The following is a 14,933-nucleotide window of genomic DNA, read 5'->3' on the forward strand; positions in this document are numbered from 1 at the left end:
GATCCGGACGGCGTTCATCACTCCGCATAAATCGGCGGCAACTATGCCGACAGGGTTTTTGTCACAGTGCGCAAAATTCCCGGATCAGGGCGTTCCCGTCACCCCTTCCGCTTGTGGAGGAGTCGTAAAACAGCCTTAATGAGAGCCGCGTACACGCCCGTGGGGGAAGACCGAGGCCAATCATTCCGGTGCGACTCCGGAAGGGCTCCGGCAATCAGTACGGGCACGGGTACCGAAATACCTCAGTCAGGCGCCACACAAGGGCGCTCGCCCGAACGGGAGGGAAACTCCGATGAAAGCAGGCACGCGAAAGAGAATCACGGCGGCGATGGCGGTCGCGGTCACGTCGACGGCGCTCATGCTCGGCACACCGGGCACCGGATCGGCCGCCCCCGCCGCCGCCCCCAGCCTGCGCGCGTACGGAATCAGCGGCGACGGCACCCTGATGGCCACGTTCACGACCGACCGGCCGGACGTGCTCAACTGGGTGCGGGCCATCACCGGCCTCAGCGGCGACACGGCCCTGATCGGCATCGACTTCCGGGTGCAGAACGGCGTGCTGTACGGCGTGGGCAACAAGGGCGGCATCTACACGATCAAGTACCCGCCGGCCACCACCCAGGACGTCGAGGTCACCAAGGTGTCCCAGCTGCAGTACGCGCTGAACGGCACCAACTTCGGTGTCGACTTCAACCCGGCGGCCGACCGGCTGCGCGTGATCAGCGACAACGGACAGAACCTGCGGCACAACCTGGGCGACCACACGACCATCCAGGACGTCAACCTCACCACCCCGCCGATCGAGGGCACGACCAAGGGCGTCTCCGCCGCCGCCTACACGAACAACGACCTCGACGGGTCCACCGCGACCACGCTGTTCGACATCAACACGACCAGCGACCAGGTCGTCATCCAGTCCCCGGCCAACAACGGCACACTCGCCGCGACCGGCAGCCTCGGCATCGACGCCCAGATCAACGCCGGCATGGACATCTACAGCACCCTGAGCGGCGGCAAGACGGTCGACAACGCCGCCTTCGCCACCCTCACCCCCTACGGCGCGAGCACGCCCTCCCTCTACAGCGTCAACGTCTTCACCGGGCAGACCACCCTCGTGAACGATGCCGCCAAGTCCAAGTTCCCCCTGAACATCACGGACGTGGCCATCTCCCTCACCGGCAGCTGACCCCACGGACCTCACCCTCGCCGCGGACCGGCCACGACCGGACCGCGGCGAGCCGGAGCCCCGTCACGTCACCGCATCTTCTCCAGGTCGAGGTCCGACCCCACGACCAGGGTCACCACGCCCGCCGCGGCGTCCGCGGACCGCGTGGCCTTGGCGTCGGGCAGCCGCGAGGCGAGAACCTTCGCCTGCTTGGTGAGGTCGGCCGGGTAGGCGACCGTGGTGGCGTCGGTGTTCTCGGGCGCGTTCCCCGTGCCGACGACGGTGAAGCCGGCCGCGCGCAGCTTCTCGGCGACGGCGGCGGCGCGTCCGTTGACACCGGTGCCGTTGAGGACCTGGACGCGCACGGTGGACGCGTAGATCAGGTCGTTCTTGGCCTGTGCCTGCAGCCGCTTCTTGTCGACCTCCTTGTCGCCTGCGAGGGAGGTGAACAGGTCGGCGGCCTGCGGGTACTGCCAGACGATGTTGGCCTTGTCGGCGGGGACGTCGGCCTCGCGCGGGTAGTTGGGGACGGTCAGGAACGTCAGCCGGTCGCTCGGGATGCCCTTCAGCTCGGAGGCGAGGTCGTAGAGCGGGTCGATACCGGCGAGATCCTCGTCCGTGGTCAGGGACTTGGTGGCGGACTGCAGGAAGTCGTAGAGCGAGGTGGGGCTGGTCAGCTTGGACTTGGCCTTGGCGGCCAGGGCCTCCATGAACTCCTGCTGGCGGCCGATGCGCCCGATGTCGGAGCCGTCGCCGACGGCGTAGCGGGTCCGTACGTAGCCGAGCGCCGTCTCGCCCTTGACGGTCTGGCAGCCCGCCTTCATGTCGAGCAGGGCGTTCTCGTCGTAGATGGCCTGCTCGGGGCAGACCTCGATGCCCTCCAGAGCGTCGACCATCCCCTTGAAGCCCTGGAAGTCGACGGACATGAAGCTGTCGATGCGCAGACCGGTGTTGGCCTCGACCGTCCTGATCGAGCAGGCGGCCGCGCCGGCGACCTCGCCGCTCGTACCGCCGATCGCGAACGCCTCGTTGATCTTCGCCAGATGCGGACCGGAGGAGCTGCCGTCACCCTTGTCGCACGCCGCTATCTCGACCCACGAGTCACGCGGGAACGACACCACGGTGGCCCATTCGCGGTTGGCGGGGATGTGCAGCACCATCAGCGTGTCCGACTGCATGGTGGTCAGGTCCTTGCCGTACTTCGCGTTCGCCCCGTCACGGCTGTCCGAGCCGACGACCATGATGTTCTTCGAACCCGGGCTGAGATTGACCGGTCGGTCCCCGCCGAGCTTGCCGTCCACGTCGGCGCCCGTGATGTTGTTGTCCAGGTCCTTGTAGACCCAGGCGCCGACACCTCCGACACCGAGGACGAGCACGGCCGCGCCGCCGGCGAACCAGCTCACCGTCCGGCCCCGCCGCGTCAGCCGCGTCCCCCCGCCCACGGCACCCGCGCGCCGCCTTCCCGTACCGCTCACCGGCCTTCCCCCACCTCGGCCGCATCCGGCCGGTCGACTACCCCCTGGGCGTCCGGTAGTTGTGATCACCGAACCCGCAGGACTCTACATGCATGTAGATATACGGATCGGCGCCACACACGTCTCATCACGCCCCGCGCCCACCGACGTCACAGAGGGGTCGCAGCGTACGGAATCAGGGCCACCGTCCCGGCCGAGGCGGCCGATGACCTCACCGACACGGCCGCGCCCCACGCCTGCCGGCCCCACCGAGGCGAACGGCGACGGCCGTCGGCCACCGCGGGCGCCGGGCCCAGCAGGGCCGCCACGCGGCGCGGCACCGGGCGCGACGCCTCGAAGCCGGCGAGCGTGGCCACCGGTGAGGCGACGGACAGGAGCGCTGCCCGGCCGATCGCGCGCGGCCGGACGGTCGGCGGCAACCGGTGGTGTCGGGCGACGAGATGGGCACGCTCATGGGCGAACAGCGCGCGCCGCTCGGCCGGTTCCCGGCACGACAGCATGACCTTGGCGGCCACCACACAGTCGCGGCGCCGCTCCGGCGGGATGTACGCGTACGGCACTTCCTCAGCAGTACGGCCACCTCGGTGTCCGGCAGTCCGGCCAGGGCCCCGGTGGCGCTGCGGCGCACCCGCCCGTGCCGCCGCAGGGTCCGGCCACGGGCGCCAACAGCGCGGCGAGCAACGCGGGATGGCCGGCCGACCGGCGACCGCGTCGGACGGCACCACCGCGCGCACCTCGGGGTCGGACCAGCCATCCGGCAGCGGTTTGCGGGCAGTTGGGCCTGTGCTGACCACCATCGCCAGGCCCGGACGCACCGTGCCGCACACCGCCATCACCCCGGCCACGCCGTGAGCGGCAGGCCCAGCGGCAGCGAGACGAACACCCCATGGGGCTTCGGTCGTCCCCGAGGGTTCGGTCGTCCCCGAGACTTCAGCGCCGTCCCCGACGCTTCAGCCGTCCCCTTCACCCTTCGCCCGATCGAGCAGCTCGCGCAGCAGCCGTTCGTCATCCGGCTCCAGGGAGGTGACGAAACTGGCCAGCACGGCCTCGCGGTCGCGCTCGCCGTCGAGGACCCGGCGCATCCGGTGCGCGGCCAGGCCCGCCTGGTCGGAGGCCGGGGTCCACACGAAGGAGCGGCCGGAGCGCTCCCGGGTCACCGCGCCCTTGGCCAGCAGTCGGGTCAGGATCGTGATCACCGTCGTATAGGCGAGGTCTCCGCCGAGGCGTTCCTGCACCCACCCCGCGCTCTCGGGGCCGTCCGCCTCGCCCAGCGCTGTCAGGACGAGTGCCTCCAGCTCGCCCTGCCCCCGCCGCCGGGGACGCTGCTGGTCCGTCACGCCCTGTCTCCTTCCGGTGCCCGATCGTATCCACATCACGATCTACAGAATTGTAGAAGCAGAGCGGCCCCAGGGCCCCTCACTTTCTACAGTTCTGTAGATCCCGAATCCCGGCAGGGCACTGCGACATCGACGCATCGGCCTACTGCTCGCGCCTCCGCAAAGGTGCTCTCCGACGGGCGCTTCGTCGTCTACAGCCACCTCACCGGCCCGGCCGGTGACGGCGAAGGCGAAGACGAAGACGAAGACGAGTCGGTCAAGGTCAACCTCGCGGCCGTGCCCGCCGGGGCCGGGCGTACCGGCGAGTGATGGGACGGACGCGACCGAAGCCAGACGCGGGGCGACGAGGGGGACGCCGTCAAGGCCGGGGCTGCCGACCGCGCTGTTCTGAACGGCGCCGAGGGGACACCCTGCCCCCGCGTCGCATCCCACTCCACCGGACCAGACTCGACCGGCCCGGCGGCAGGCCCTGTCGCACCGCGGCCCGCACCCGCACCCGCGCCGCACCCGCGCCGCTGCCGCTGCCGCAACGAGGACCCGTCCCTCCGGGCCCCGCGGCTGGCCAGGGCCCGGAGGGACGGGTCCGGATGGGTCCGGACCGAGCGAACTCGCCGCGCGGCCGCCGGGTCAGCGGAGCGAGCCCCCGGAATCGTCCCGCTTTGCCACGCACAGGGCCCAGATGATGAAGGCCGAGAAGGCGATCATCACGATGGACCAGACGGGGTAGTACGGCAGGGACAGGAAGTTGGCGATGATGATGAGGGCGGCGATGGCGACGCCGGCGACCCGCGCCCACAGGGACTCCTGGAAGAGACCCAGGCTGACGAGGACGGCCACGGCGCCGAGGGCGAGGTGGACCCAGCCCCAGCCGGTGAGGTCGAACTGGAAGACGTAGTCGCTGGTGGCGACGAAGACGTCGTCCTCGGCGATGGCCATGATGCCCCGGCAGACGTCGAGGACACCCGCGATCATGAGCATGACGGCGGCGAAGGCTGTCAGCCCCTCGGCGAAGGGCCGTGACCGCTTGGTCGGATGCACGTGCCCGCTGTGTGTGGCGGTCATACCGATACCTCGATTCCGTGTGCGGTGCCCTCAGCGCCCCGGGGCGGACGGGCCGGTGCCCGCGCCCGCCGAGGTTCCGTGGCCGCTCAGGACCAGTTCCTTCGCGCGGCGGAACTCGTCGTCCGTGATGTCGCCGCGTGAGCGGATCTCGGACAGCCTGGCGAGTTCGTCGACACTGCTGCCTCGTCCGTCCCCGCCCTGGGCCGTCTCCCGGATGTACGAGTCGAGAGCGGCCTGCTGCGCACGTGCCTGTGCCACCTCGCGACGGCCCATGTTCTTCCCGCGCGCGATCACATAGACGAACACGCCCAGGAACGGCAGCAGGATGGTGAAGGCCAGCCAGCCCGCCTTGGCCCAGCCGCTCATGTCGTCGTCGCGGAAGATGTCGACGACGACCCGGAAGAGCAGCACGAACCACATGATCCACAGGAAGAACACCAGCATGGACCAGAAAACGCTCAGCAGCGGATAGTCGTACGCGAGGTACGTCTGACCACTCATGTCTCTCCTCCGTCCCGGGCGCCCGCCCGGCAGGTGTTCTCCGCCGTTCGCGGCGCGCCCACAGCGCCGTGCTCGGCGCCGTTTTCAGCGTGCCCACGGCAAGGGCCGGGCGGCCTCACCCCGGGCGGGTGAGCCCGGCCTCGTCCGACTCGGGGGCTGCCGCGGGGTCCGCCGCGGCGGCGAGTACCGCCACGACCGCCAGTAGGGCCATGACCAGGACGGCGACGAGGACGGCGACGAGGACGGCCGCGCCGACCGTGGGGCGGTTCCGGAGGACGAGTGCCAGGGCGCCCGCCCCGAGGACGACGCCGTTGGTCCACCGGGGGTGGGGGTGGGCGGCCAGCCGCCGTCCGGACTGTCCGGTGCTCACCCCGGCGCTCCGCAGCGCCCGCCCGGCCGACGTGGTGCCGGTCCGGGCCAGGGCCCGCACCCGGCGGGCGCCCCGCCCCGGGCCGTACGGAGGAGGCGGCGAGGGGCGCGAGCAGGAGGGTGACCACCAGCAGGACGGCGGCGCCCGCCTTGCGCAGTTTCCGGTGGCGTACGCCGGCGTGCCGCCGGAGCCGCTCCTACTCGGCGCGCTCCTCGGAGGTCAGGGTGTGTCCGGCCGCGCGCCGGACGAGCCGGCACCGCCCGGCCCGGTTCCGCCGCCTGAGCCGGTTCCGTCTTCCGGTCCGGAGTGGGGCGGTGGAGTCCTTGCCCGAGACCATGAGGTTCGTCCTCCGGTCGAGGGCAGGCTCAGGTGGTTCCGGCGGCCTGCCCTTGGGACCCCGTGAGGCCCGCCCGGTGGAGGGCGGCCCGCCAGGCGAGTGCGACCGCCGCCTCGGCCAGGCCGATCAGGACGAGCCACAGGCCGAGCAGCCGGGTCAGTGCCGTCGCCGACTCGGTCGGCAGGGCCAGCACCACGATCCCCGCGACGATGCCGAGCACCGCGGCGCCGAGGACGAAGCCTCGGTGGGGCAGGTCCCTGGAGGCGAGGGCGGTGTAGAGGGTGAGGATGCCGGTCGCCAGCCAGACGATCCCGACGATCAGTGAGAGCGCGGCGATCGTCTGCAGCGGGTTCCTCAGGCAGAGCACCCCGGCCAGGACGTACAGCAGCGAGAGGAGCAGCCCGGACAGCCGCTCGCCCCGCTCTTCCCGGGCGAAGACGTCGACGAAACGGAACGCCCCGATCGCGAGCAGGTACAAACCGATGAGGACCGCGAGGACGTGCAGGGTCCCGTCCGGCCAGACCAGGACGATGACGCCCGGCACCAGCGTGGCCAGCGCCGAGCCGAGGATCCACTTCCAGGACCGGCCGACCCTCCCCAGCGTCTCCGCCGGGTCGCCCATCACTCCGGGATCCGCCCCGCCGGGCCGGCGGTCCGCCCCACCGGGCACTCCGTCGGCGCCGCCGGGCCTGTCGTCCGCCCCGGTACGCGGTGCCGGGCCATGGGACTCGGTCATGGCTCCTCCTCGCGCGGCCGAGCGGGCCGCTTCCGCACCGCCGGCACGCGGCGGTGTGCGGTGATCTCACCGGACCAGCGTCCCGCCACCCGCCGGCCGCCGGATCACCCCCGACGGGTGATCCCGGCGCACCGCCGGGGCGGGGAGGGTGGGGGTGGGCCCGGCCGGCTGTTCAGGAGGTGCGTGTCATGACCGTATCGAGCGCATTCACGGCGTCGCTGTCCGTGGCCGAGAGGGCGGCGTACGGCCGGGACGCGCGCAAGCGCGCCTCGCGCTCCTGCCACGGCTGGTTCGAGGCGGACAAGGACCACGAGCGAGCCGACCCGATCGAGGTGATAGAGCGTCAGTCGGCCACCCGGCTCACCGAGTTGGTTCCCATCCGCTACGGCCGCATGCTCGAGTCCCCGTTCCGCTTCTACCGGGGCGCCGCGGCGATCATGGCGTCGGATCTCGGGTCTCTCCCCAACACCGGCCTGACGGTGCAGCTCTGCGGTGACGCCCATCTGCTCAACTTCCGGCTGCTGGCCTCGCCCGAACGCCATCTCGTGTTCGACATCAACGACTTCGACGAGACGCTGCCCGGGCCGTTCGAATGGGATGTGAAGCGGCTGGCGGCCAGCTTCGCGATCGCGGGCCGGGCCAACGGCTTCTCGGCCGACGAGCAGAACGGCGCGGTGCGGACGTGTGTGAAGGCGTACCGGCGGCGGATGCGCGAGTTCGCCGGGATGCGCACCCTGGACATCTGGTACGCGCAGGACGACGCCGACCGGTTGGGGGAGCTGGTGGCCTCGTCGATGGACAAGGAGAGCAGACGCCGTACCGCCGAGGCGACGGCGAAGGCCCGTACACGCACCCATCTCCAGGCCTTCGAGAAACTCACCCGGGTCACGGCCGAGGGCCGGCTGATCGCGCCCGACCCACCACTGATCACACCGCTCCGGGACCTGCTGGCGGCCCCCGCCGCGGAGGGCCAGGAGAAGGAGCTCCAGAACGTGCTGGACCAGTACGTGCGGACCCTGTCGTCCGAGCGCCGGCATCTGCTGCGCCACTACCACGTCGTCGACATCGCCCGGAAGGTGGTGGGCGTCGGCAGCGTGGGGACGCGCTGCTGGATCGTGCTCCTGCTCGGCCGCGACGACACCGACCCGCTGCTGCTGCAGGCCAAGGAGGCGCAGGAGTCCGTCCTCTCCGCCCAGCTCGGCGGCGACAGCTACGACAACCAGGGCCGCCGCGTGGTGTCGGGGCAGCGGCTGATCCAGACGACCAGCGACATCTTCCTGGGCTGGACCCACGTCGTCGGTCTGGACGGGCTCGAACGTGACTTCTACGTACGGCAGTTGCGCGACTGGAAGGGCATCGCTCGGCCGGAGACCATGGATCCCGGCCTGCTGCGGCTCTTCGCGCGACTGTGCGGCGCCAGCCTGGCTCGGGCCCACGCCCGCTCCGGCGACCCCATCGCCATCGCCGCCTATCTGGGCGGCAGCGACCGCTTCGACCGTGCGCTCGCCGAGTTCGCGCAGTCCTACGCCGACCGGAACGAGCGGGACTTCGAGGCGCTGGGCGTCGCCGCCCACACGGGCAGGGTCCACGCCGAGAACCTCTGAGACACCGAAACGGCCTTCTCCGGCCCACTGCGGCGCGCGGGTCCGGCCCACTCCGGCGTGCAGGAGTGGGCCGGACCCGCGTGCAGGAGTGGGCCGGACCGCGTGCAGGCTTCGGCTCACTCCGGCAGCTGGCGCATCTCCAGGACCCGCAGGCCCAAAGACTGGCAGCGAGCCAGCAGCCCGTACAGATGCGCCTCGTCCACGACGTGCCCGAACAGGACGGTGTGGCCGGACATCACCACGTGGTCCAGCTCGGGGAAGGCTCTGGTCAGCGCCTCCGACAACTGTCCGTCGACGCGGATCTCGTAGCGCATGTGCGGTGTTCCCCCAGGGCCTGGTGCGGGCGGGCTGCGCCCCTTCTCCTAGCGATCGTCCGTCCCGACCACCGGCCGGGCCTCACCCCGGGAAGGTGAGTCAGTGGGTCAGGCGGCCAGGGGGCAGTGGGTCAGCGGGTCAGTGAGTCAGTGGGTCAGTGGGTCAGATAGAGCTTGAACCCGATGATGAGGAGGCCGAGCAGCAGATTCACCGAGGCGGTGGCGGCCATCAGCCCCCACGAGGCGTGGGCCCGGCGGGCCGCGGCCGCCGACCAGCCCACCTGTCCCGCGACGGCCACCGAGAGCGCCAGCCAGAGGGCGCCCGACACATCGAGGCCGAGGAGCGGGCTGACCGCGACGGCGGCCGCCGGGGGGACGGCGGCCTTGACGATCGGCCACTCGTCGCGGCACACCTCCAGCACCACCCGGCGGTCCAGACCCCGGTGCGCCAGCCGCGCACCGAACAGTTGGGCGTGCACATGCGCGATCCAGAACACCAGGCCGGTGAGCAGCAGCAGAAGGACGAGTTCCAGGCGGGGATAGGGCCCCGGGGCGCCGGCGCCGATGATCACGGAGGAGGCGAGCATGGATCCGTAGACGCCGCCGGTGTAGTCGGCACGGGCCCGGCGCTCGGCGCGGGACGTGGCGTGCCCGGTGGTGGACATCGTCGCGGCCTCCTCTCGGGGGCGGCGCGCCGAGCGGCGCTTCCCCCGCGTCCGGTTTTGGCGGCCGAGACGGCGATCGGCCGGATCCCCGTTCTCACCCGCCGTCCGGGTCACCGACCGAGTGCGTCGAGCGACGCGCGACGCGCGACGGCCGGGGCGCCGGTCCCGGGCGGCTCCGGCCGGTCCGTCCCCGGCGGCTCCGGCCGGTCCGTCCCCGGCGGCTTCGTACGGTCCGTCCGCCCGCTCGGCAGTTGCGCGGTGACCAGGAAGGCGGCGAGGGTGATGCCGCCGGTGGCGAGGATCGCCGCCTGCAGACCGTTCAGCCGGGCCGACGCGTAGGAGTCGGCGATGGCGTCGACCTCGGACGGCGGCAGTCCGGCGCGCTCGGCGGCCGTCCGCACCCGGTCGGTGGGGACGAAGCTGATCCCGGCCTTTTCGCCGAGTCGGCCCCGGAACGCCGGTGGGCGCCGGCCGGGCAGCGACCACCGCCGACCGGCCGCCACCTCCATCGCAGCTCAGGAGCCCTGTCGCCGCCTCACCCGCTGCGGGCGAGGCTGCCACCGCGCCGCTGGTGACCACGGACCGTCGGAGCCGTGAACAGAACATGCCGACCGCAGCTCGCGCGCCCGGCGCACCGCATCGCCATCGCCATCGCTACCGCCTGGCCCACACCAAGGCTCTGGCTGGGCGGGCCGCCGCCGGCTGCGAGCGGGGCCGGGTGCCGGCGCGGATCTTGCGACCGCGCCGGCACGTCTCATGCGCCGATCACTCCGTCGATCTGTTCGCGGATGAGGTCGGCATGACCGTTGTGACGTGCGTACTCCTCGATCATGTGCACCATGATCCAGCGCAGGGAGACACCCTGATCGCCGACGTGACCCGCTTCCTGTGCGGACAGGCGGCCGGAGTCGTCCAGCGACGCGTCGGCGATCAGCTCACGGCCCCGGGCGATCTCCGCCTGCCAGGCAGCCGTCGCCTCGTCGAGTCCTCGTTCCGGCTGAAGGGCAAAGCCGTCGAGGTTGCTCTCCTCGAAGACCGGCGACACATCCTGACTTGCGAATACACGCTGGAACCAGTTGCGCTCCACCTCAGCCATGTGCTGAACGAGACCGAGCAGCGTCATCGACGAGGGTGACGCCGCTGTGAACCTTAATTGATCATCTTTGAGGCCCGAACACTTCAGGACCAGAGTCGCACGGTGAAAGTCCAGCCATGCCTCCAGCATGGCGCGCTCGTCGGCATGCGCGGGTGGGATGGGCCGTCCATCCGGTGTCGTATTCATACGCACACCCTGGCAGCAGCAGTCGTGGCCCACGACCGTCTTCGCCGGCGACGAACATGCGTCTCGCCCATCTCCCGGGCGAGCCAGTGACAACGGCGGCACTCCGCCGGCTCGTCAGCCCGCCGCTTGCTGGAGGCCGTCGAGGATGAGGTCCAGTCCGAATGCGAACTCGTCGCCGTAGGCGTACCCGGGACGCATGACATGAGCGGTCGCGATCTCGGTCAGGTACGGGTACTCGCCATCGCCGAAACCGCTCATGATGGAATCCGCCAGTTCGGCGGTCTCCTCCGGGGAGTCGAAGGGCAGGGTCTTCTCCTGCAGGGCGAACCCGTAGATGTAGCTGTCGAGAACCGAGACGGCGTGGGCGGTCAGGGTGAGGGAGAACCCGCCCTGACGCAGGCAGCCGAGAACGGCGTCGTGGTGACGCAGAGTGGCTGGGCCCGGAGTCGACCGTGACTCCATCAGCCCGATGGCCCAGCGGTGGCGGGACAGCACCAGGCGCATGGAGACGGCCCGCTGCCGCATCGCCTGTCGCCAGTCGACACCCGGCGTGGGCACCTCGACTTCGCCGAACACCAGGTCGACCATGCCGTCGATCAGGTCCTCCTTGTTGGCTACGTGGTTGTACAGGGACATCGCCTCGACTCCGACGGCCTCACCGAGCTTGCGCATGCTGAGCGTCTCCAGGCCGCCGACGTCGGCGAGTTCGACGGCGGCATGCAGCACCCGCTGCCGGGTGAGGGTCTCGCGGGTCGGCTGCCGGACGGTACGTCGGGTCACGGTGGACATCACTTCCTCTTTCGGTCTCCCAGCATTGACGAGCTTACGCCGTAAGTGTTGTACTTACGGCGTAAGCCTGACTTACAGCGTAAGTACGCGAGCGTGGGAACGGGAGCAGGGACGATGCGGAACATGAGTGAGCCGATCGCAACCACCGGTGGAACCGCAACCATGGCGTCCGTCGTACAGGAGCGGTACGGAGCAGAGCCGGAAGCCGTGCTGCGCACCGCACGGCTCGCCCGGCCCGGCATCGGGCCGGGCGACGTATTGGTACGTGTGCTCGCCTCCAGCGTGGACCGGGGCACCTGGCACATGATGGCCGGTCTGCCGTACGCGATCCGGCCCGTGAGCGGCCTGCGCAAGCCGAAGCTCCCCAACCCCGGCCGCAACCTCGCCGGTGTCGTCGAAGCGGTCGGCCCCGAAGTGACCGGCTTCGCGCCCGGCGACGAGGTCTACGGCACGGCAGTGGCCGCGTTCGCCGAATACGCCGCCACCCGTCCTGACAGGATCGCTCCCAAGCCGACCGGACTCACCTTCGAGGAGGCGGCGACGGTACCCGTCAGCGCGCTCACCGCACTCCAGGCGGTTCGCGACAAGGCCAAGGTCCAGGAGGGCCAGCAGGTCCTGATCACGGGAGCCGCCGGCGGCGTAGGCACCTTCGCCGTCCAGCTCGCCCACGCCTTGGGCGCCCGGGTCACGGCCGTCGCGAGCACCCCCAAGCTCGACGCCGTACGAGCGCTGGGCGCCGACCACGTGATCGACTACACGCGCGAGGACTTCCTCGCCGTCCCGCGGCGCTACGACGCCATCATCGACATCGCGGGCAACCGCGGTCTGCGGGATCTGCGCCGCGCCCTCACCCCCCGCGGCAGGCTGGTCATCACCGGCGGCGGGACGAACGGCCGCTGGCTCGGCGGCACCGACCGGCAGCTCCGCGCACAGCTGCTGTCCCCGTTCACGGGCCGGCACCTGGGCACCTTCATTTCCTCCGAGCACGCCGACGGGCTGCGCGACCTGACCGTTCTCATCGACACAGGCACGCTCAGCCCTCTCGTGGACCGCGTCTACCCGCTCACCGAGACTGCCGCGGCCCTCCGCCACCTTCTCGCCGGCCGCGCCACGGGCAAGGTGGCGCTCGCCCTGCCCGCGGAGTGACGCCGCAGGCCGATGCCGGCACCTTGCCGGCACCTTTCCGGCACCTTTCCGTCCACCAGCAGCTTCAGCGATGAGTTTGGGCGGCGGATCGGGTCTGCCCTGGTATGACTCGCATCATCGCTGACATCTCGGTCTCCCTCGACGGCTTCGTCACCGGGCCCGACCCCGGCCCGGACAACGGTCTGGGCACCGGCGGCGAGGCCCTGCACACCTGGGCATTCTCCGACGACCTCGACGACCGCCGGGTCCTGCGTGAGGCGACCGCCCGCTCGGGCGCCGTCGTCCTCGGCCGCCGGCTCTTCGACGTGGTCGACGGGCCGCACGGCTGGGACGACAAGACCGGCTACGGCGCCGGCGAGGTCGGCAAGCCCGCCTTCGTCGTCGTCACGAGCTCGCCGCCGGAGTCGGTGCGGCTCACCGGCCTCGACTGGACGTTCGTCACCACCGGTCTGCCCGACGCCATCACCGTCGCGCGCGAGCGCGCCGAGGCGGCGTCGTCGAACAGCGGCAAGAACCTCGACGTCGTCCTCATGGGCGGCGGCGCCACGATCGGCTCGGCGCTCGCCGCAGGGCTGGTCGACGCACTGACGCTGCACCTCGCCCCCGTCGTGCTGGGCACCGGGACGCCACTGTTCACCGGTGGAGCACCGCGCATGCTCGTGCAGCGGAGCGTGACCTCGACGTCGACCACGACGCACCTGACCTACGACGTGGTCCGGTGATCCGATGACCACCGTCAACGTCAATGAGATCGCCTTGGGCATCGAGTCGTTCGGTGACGACGACGCGCCCCTCGTCCTGCTCGCGGGCGGGACAACGATGCTCTCCTGGCCCGACGCGCTGTGCGAGCACCTCGCCGCCGGCGGGCGCCGCGTGGTGCGCTACGACCTGCGCGACAGCGGAGAGTCGACGACGGCGGACCCGGAGGCACCCGCCTACACCCTGCGCGACCTCGCCGCCGACGCGGCGGCCCTCGCTGACGCGCTCGGTGGCGGGCCCGCGCACCTCGCGGGGATCGGCGTCGGCGGGATGGTCGCCCAGGTGGCCGCGCTCGACCATCCGGGCGCGTTCTCGGCGCTCACCCTGGCCGGCACCCGCGCGGTTGCGCCCGGCCCGCCTGACGACGACCTCCCCGACCATGACCAAGCGACGATGAGCCGACTGTTCGCGCATCCGACGCCCGACTGGACCGACCGCGAGGCGGTGGCGGAGTTCGCCGCCGACGGCGCGGAGGTCCGCGGCGACGACCCCGTCGCCGTGCGCGCGATCGCCGCGCGCATATGGGACCGCACGCCCGGCACCGCACCCCCGGTCCAGATGGCCAACCAGATGGGCATGGTGTTCTCCAGGCTCGACTGCAAACCCCGCTGGCGCGAGCGCCTGCGCGCGATCGATGTCCCCACGCTCGTCGTCCACGGCCGCCGCGACCGGTTCTTCCCCGTCGGCAACGGCGAGGCGATCGCGCGCGAGATCCCCGGGGCGCGGCTGCTCGTCCTGGAGGAGGCCGCCACCGCGATCCCCGAAGCAGCGGTCGGAGAGGTCGCCGAGGCGATGCTTACGCTCGGGGGAGGACGGCGCGTGCCGGGGGTATGACATCCGCGCTCGCCGCGCGGCGGCGAGCGCCGGATCTGCTGGTGACCTGCGAACAGGGGCCGCGGTGAGGGACGCGGGGGCTGGGCGGTGGGTGATTCCGTAGGCACGGGTGAAGTGGTCGGCCTCCATCGCGCCCGGGGAGTCAAGGTCGTCGGTCTGCTCCGCCGGGGGCGAGGGCCGGCTGGAGTTCGGCCTGCTGGAGTTCGGCGAGCAGCTCACTCTGGCCGGCGAGCAATTCGGTCAGGATCCGGCGAGCCGCACGCAGGAGTTCAGCCACATCACCACCAGCCAGCGCGTAACTGACGGTAGAGCCCTCCCGAATGGAGACCACGATCCCCGAACGGCGGAGTACACCAAGCTGTTGGGAAAGGCTGGACGGTTCGATCTCGATCTCGCTGAGCAGGTCGCGTACGGCAAGAGGACCGCTTTGCAGCAGTTCCAGGACCCGGATACGTACCGGGTGCCCGAGCATGCGGAAAAACTCGGCCTTGGCCTGATAGAGGGGGACCTGCATCAGAATCGCTCGCTCCCTGCCGCGTTCGAGGGCTTTCTCCGGG

At 71.2% G+C, this 14,933-nt stretch carries 18 protein-coding genes and 1 pseudogene; 6 read left to right on the forward strand and 13 right to left on the reverse strand.

Translation table 11 applies throughout. The annotated features are described in order from the left end of the window. Window positions 1–292: 292 nt before the first annotated feature. Window positions 293–1,186, forward strand: coding sequence for a DUF4394 domain-containing protein (locus OG272_RS04885; protein ID WP_326584791.1), 894 nt, complete (start codon window positions 293–295; stop codon window positions 1,184–1,186). A 68-nt stretch (window positions 1,187–1,254) separates the two neighbouring features. On the opposite strand, the gene OG272_RS04890 is transcribed toward OG272_RS04885, so the two are convergent. The 3 genes from OG272_RS04890 to OG272_RS04900 all read right to left on the reverse strand — a co-directional run bounded on the left by OG272_RS04890 (window position 1,255) and on the right by OG272_RS04900 (window position 4,013). Further along, window positions 1,255–2,568 (reverse strand): LCP family protein, encoded by a 1,314-nt coding sequence (locus tag OG272_RS04890; RefSeq protein WP_326584790.1) that lies wholly within the window; start codon window positions 2,566–2,568, stop codon window positions 1,255–1,257. A gap of 221 nt (window positions 2,569–2,789) precedes the next feature. Beyond that, window positions 2,790–3,200 (reverse strand): M48 family metalloprotease, encoded by a 411-nt coding sequence (locus OG272_RS04895; protein ID WP_405892643.1) that lies wholly within the window; start codon window positions 3,198–3,200, stop codon window positions 2,790–2,792. A gap of 390 nt (window positions 3,201–3,590) precedes the next feature. Continuing rightward, complete coding sequence (locus OG272_RS04900) at window positions 3,591–4,013, reverse strand: BlaI/MecI/CopY family transcriptional regulator (RefSeq protein WP_405895983.1); 423 nt, start codon at window positions 4,011–4,013, stop codon at window positions 3,591–3,593. Between the two features lie 129 nt (window positions 4,014–4,142). Here OG272_RS04900 and OG272_RS04905 point away from each other — a divergent pair, with 129 nt between their 5' ends. Then, window positions 4,143–4,286, forward strand: coding sequence for a hypothetical protein (locus tag OG272_RS04905; RefSeq protein ID WP_405892644.1), 144 nt, complete (start codon window positions 4,143–4,145; stop codon window positions 4,284–4,286). Window positions 4,287–4,604: 318 nt separating this feature from the next. On the opposite strand, the gene OG272_RS04910 is transcribed toward OG272_RS04905, so the two are convergent. The 4 genes from OG272_RS04910 to OG272_RS04925 form a co-directional block, all read right to left on the reverse strand. Beyond that, window positions 4,605–5,039 carry a hypothetical protein gene (locus OG272_RS04910; protein ID WP_327731061.1) on the reverse strand — a complete coding sequence of 145 codons (435 nt, stop codon included), beginning with the start codon at window positions 5,037–5,039 and terminating at the stop codon, window positions 4,605–4,607. 30 nt (window positions 5,040–5,069) lie between these two features. Further along, the gene (locus OG272_RS04915; protein WP_326584785.1) at window positions 5,070–5,540 is read right to left on the reverse strand and encodes an SHOCT domain-containing protein; all 471 of its coding nucleotides are present in this window, start codon (window positions 5,538–5,540) and stop codon (window positions 5,070–5,072) included. 115 nt (window positions 5,541–5,655) lie between these two features. Then, window positions 5,656–5,910, reverse strand: a complete 255-nt coding sequence (locus tag OG272_RS04920) for a hypothetical protein (protein ID WP_327731059.1) — start codon at window positions 5,908–5,910, stop codon at window positions 5,656–5,658. Window positions 5,911–6,275: 365 nt separating this feature from the next. Beyond that, on the reverse strand, window positions 6,276–6,983 hold the full coding sequence (locus OG272_RS04925) for an HdeD family acid-resistance protein (RefSeq protein WP_327731058.1): 708 nt from the start codon (window positions 6,981–6,983) through the stop codon (window positions 6,276–6,278). A 188-nt stretch (window positions 6,984–7,171) separates the two neighbouring features. On the opposite strand from OG272_RS04925, the gene OG272_RS04930 reads away from it, so the two are divergent. After that, window positions 7,172–8,587, forward strand: a complete 1,416-nt coding sequence (locus OG272_RS04930) for a DUF2252 domain-containing protein (RefSeq protein WP_327731057.1) — start codon at window positions 7,172–7,174, stop codon at window positions 8,585–8,587. Window positions 8,588–8,703: 116 nt separating this feature from the next. Here OG272_RS04930 and OG272_RS04935 read toward each other — a convergent pair whose 3' ends face one another. The 5 genes and pseudogenes from OG272_RS04935 to OG272_RS04955 form a co-directional block, all read right to left on the reverse strand. Next, window positions 8,704–8,901 carry a hypothetical protein gene (locus tag OG272_RS04935; RefSeq protein WP_326584781.1) on the reverse strand — a complete coding sequence of 66 codons (198 nt, stop codon included), beginning with the start codon at window positions 8,899–8,901 and terminating at the stop codon, window positions 8,704–8,706. Window positions 8,902–9,056: 155 nt separating this feature from the next. Further along, a complete protein-coding gene (locus tag OG272_RS04940; RefSeq protein ID WP_326584780.1) occupies window positions 9,057–9,566 on the reverse strand; it encodes a hypothetical protein in 510 nt (169 codons plus the stop codon). Between the two features lie 110 nt (window positions 9,567–9,676). Next, window positions 9,677–10,000, reverse strand: a pseudogene (locus OG272_RS04945) (hypothetical protein); the annotation flags it as partial. A gap of 320 nt (window positions 10,001–10,320) precedes the next feature. Beyond that, the gene (locus OG272_RS04950) at window positions 10,321–10,848 is read right to left on the reverse strand and encodes a DinB family protein (protein ID WP_327731056.1); all 528 of its coding nucleotides are present in this window, start codon (window positions 10,846–10,848) and stop codon (window positions 10,321–10,323) included. Window positions 10,849–10,962: 114 nt separating this feature from the next. Further along, a complete protein-coding gene (locus OG272_RS04955; RefSeq protein ID WP_327731055.1) occupies window positions 10,963–11,637 on the reverse strand; it encodes a TetR/AcrR family transcriptional regulator in 675 nt (224 codons plus the stop codon). Window positions 11,638–11,760: 123 nt separating this feature from the next. Here OG272_RS04955 and OG272_RS04960 point away from each other — a divergent pair, with 123 nt between their 5' ends. The 3 genes from OG272_RS04960 (at window position 11,761) to OG272_RS04970 (ending at window position 14,376) form a co-directional block, all read left to right on the forward strand. Next, window positions 11,761–12,783, forward strand: coding sequence for an NAD(P)-dependent alcohol dehydrogenase (locus OG272_RS04960; RefSeq protein WP_405892646.1), 1,023 nt, complete (start codon window positions 11,761–11,763; stop codon window positions 12,781–12,783). Between the two features lie 104 nt (window positions 12,784–12,887). Continuing rightward, complete coding sequence (locus OG272_RS04965) at window positions 12,888–13,505, forward strand: dihydrofolate reductase family protein (RefSeq protein ID WP_327731053.1); 618 nt, start codon at window positions 12,888–12,890, stop codon at window positions 13,503–13,505. A 4-nt stretch (window positions 13,506–13,509) separates the two neighbouring features. Beyond that, window positions 13,510–14,376: an alpha/beta hydrolase gene (locus OG272_RS04970; RefSeq protein ID WP_327731052.1), complete on the forward strand. Its 867-nt coding sequence runs from the start codon at window positions 13,510–13,512 to the stop codon at window positions 14,374–14,376. 142 nt (window positions 14,377–14,518) lie between these two features. On the opposite strand, the gene OG272_RS04975 is transcribed toward OG272_RS04970, so the two are convergent. Continuing rightward, window positions 14,519–14,890, reverse strand: coding sequence for a metalloregulator ArsR/SmtB family transcription factor (locus OG272_RS04975; RefSeq protein ID WP_326584774.1), 372 nt, complete (start codon window positions 14,888–14,890; stop codon window positions 14,519–14,521). Window positions 14,891–14,933: the final 43 nt, after the last annotated feature.

Source organism: Streptomyces sp. NBC_00104, from assembly GCF_045160825.1.
GTDB lineage: Bacteria > Actinomycetota > Actinomycetes > Streptomycetales > Streptomycetaceae > Streptomyces.

What these genes read in the sequence shown, in the direction of transcription:
- OG272_RS04885 (WP_326584791.1), top strand. Translation starts at nt 293, where the DNA reads ATGAAAGCAGGCACGCGAAAGAGAATCACGGCGGCGATGGCGGTCGCG.
- OG272_RS04900 (WP_405895983.1), bottom strand. Translation starts at nt 4,013, where the DNA reads ATGTGGATACGATCGGGCACCGGAAGGAGACAGGGCGTGACGGACCAG.
- OG272_RS04910 (WP_327731061.1), bottom strand. Translation starts at nt 5,039, where the DNA reads ATGACCGCCACACACAGCGGGCACGTGCATCCGACCAAGCGGTCACGG.
- OG272_RS04915 (WP_326584785.1), bottom strand. Translation starts at nt 5,540, where the DNA reads ATGAGTGGTCAGACGTACCTCGCGTACGACTATCCGCTGCTGAGCGTT.
- OG272_RS04925 (WP_327731058.1), bottom strand. Translation starts at nt 6,983, where the DNA reads ATGACCGAGTCCCATGGCCCGGCACCGCGTACCGGGGCGGACGACAGG.
- OG272_RS04930 (WP_327731057.1), top strand. Translation starts at nt 7,172, where the DNA reads ATGACCGTATCGAGCGCATTCACGGCGTCGCTGTCCGTGGCCGAGAGG.
- OG272_RS04935 (WP_326584781.1), bottom strand. Translation starts at nt 8,901, where the DNA reads ATGCGCTACGAGATCCGCGTCGACGGACAGTTGTCGGAGGCGCTGACC.
- OG272_RS04940 (WP_326584780.1), bottom strand. Translation starts at nt 9,566, where the DNA reads ATGTCCACCACCGGGCACGCCACGTCCCGCGCCGAGCGCCGGGCCCGT.
- OG272_RS04950 (WP_327731056.1), bottom strand. Translation starts at nt 10,848, where the DNA reads ATGAATACGACACCGGATGGACGGCCCATCCCACCCGCGCATGCCGAC.
- OG272_RS04955 (WP_327731055.1), bottom strand. Translation starts at nt 11,637, where the DNA reads ATGTCCACCGTGACCCGACGTACCGTCCGGCAGCCGACCCGCGAGACC.
- OG272_RS04960 (WP_405892646.1), top strand. Translation starts at nt 11,761, where the DNA reads ATGAGTGAGCCGATCGCAACCACCGGTGGAACCGCAACCATGGCGTCC.
- OG272_RS04965 (WP_327731053.1), top strand. Translation starts at nt 12,888, where the DNA reads ATGACTCGCATCATCGCTGACATCTCGGTCTCCCTCGACGGCTTCGTC.
- OG272_RS04970 (WP_327731052.1), top strand. Translation starts at nt 13,510, where the DNA reads ATGACCACCGTCAACGTCAATGAGATCGCCTTGGGCATCGAGTCGTTC.
- OG272_RS04975 (WP_326584774.1), bottom strand. Translation starts at nt 14,890, where the DNA reads ATGCAGGTCCCCCTCTATCAGGCCAAGGCCGAGTTTTTCCGCATGCTC.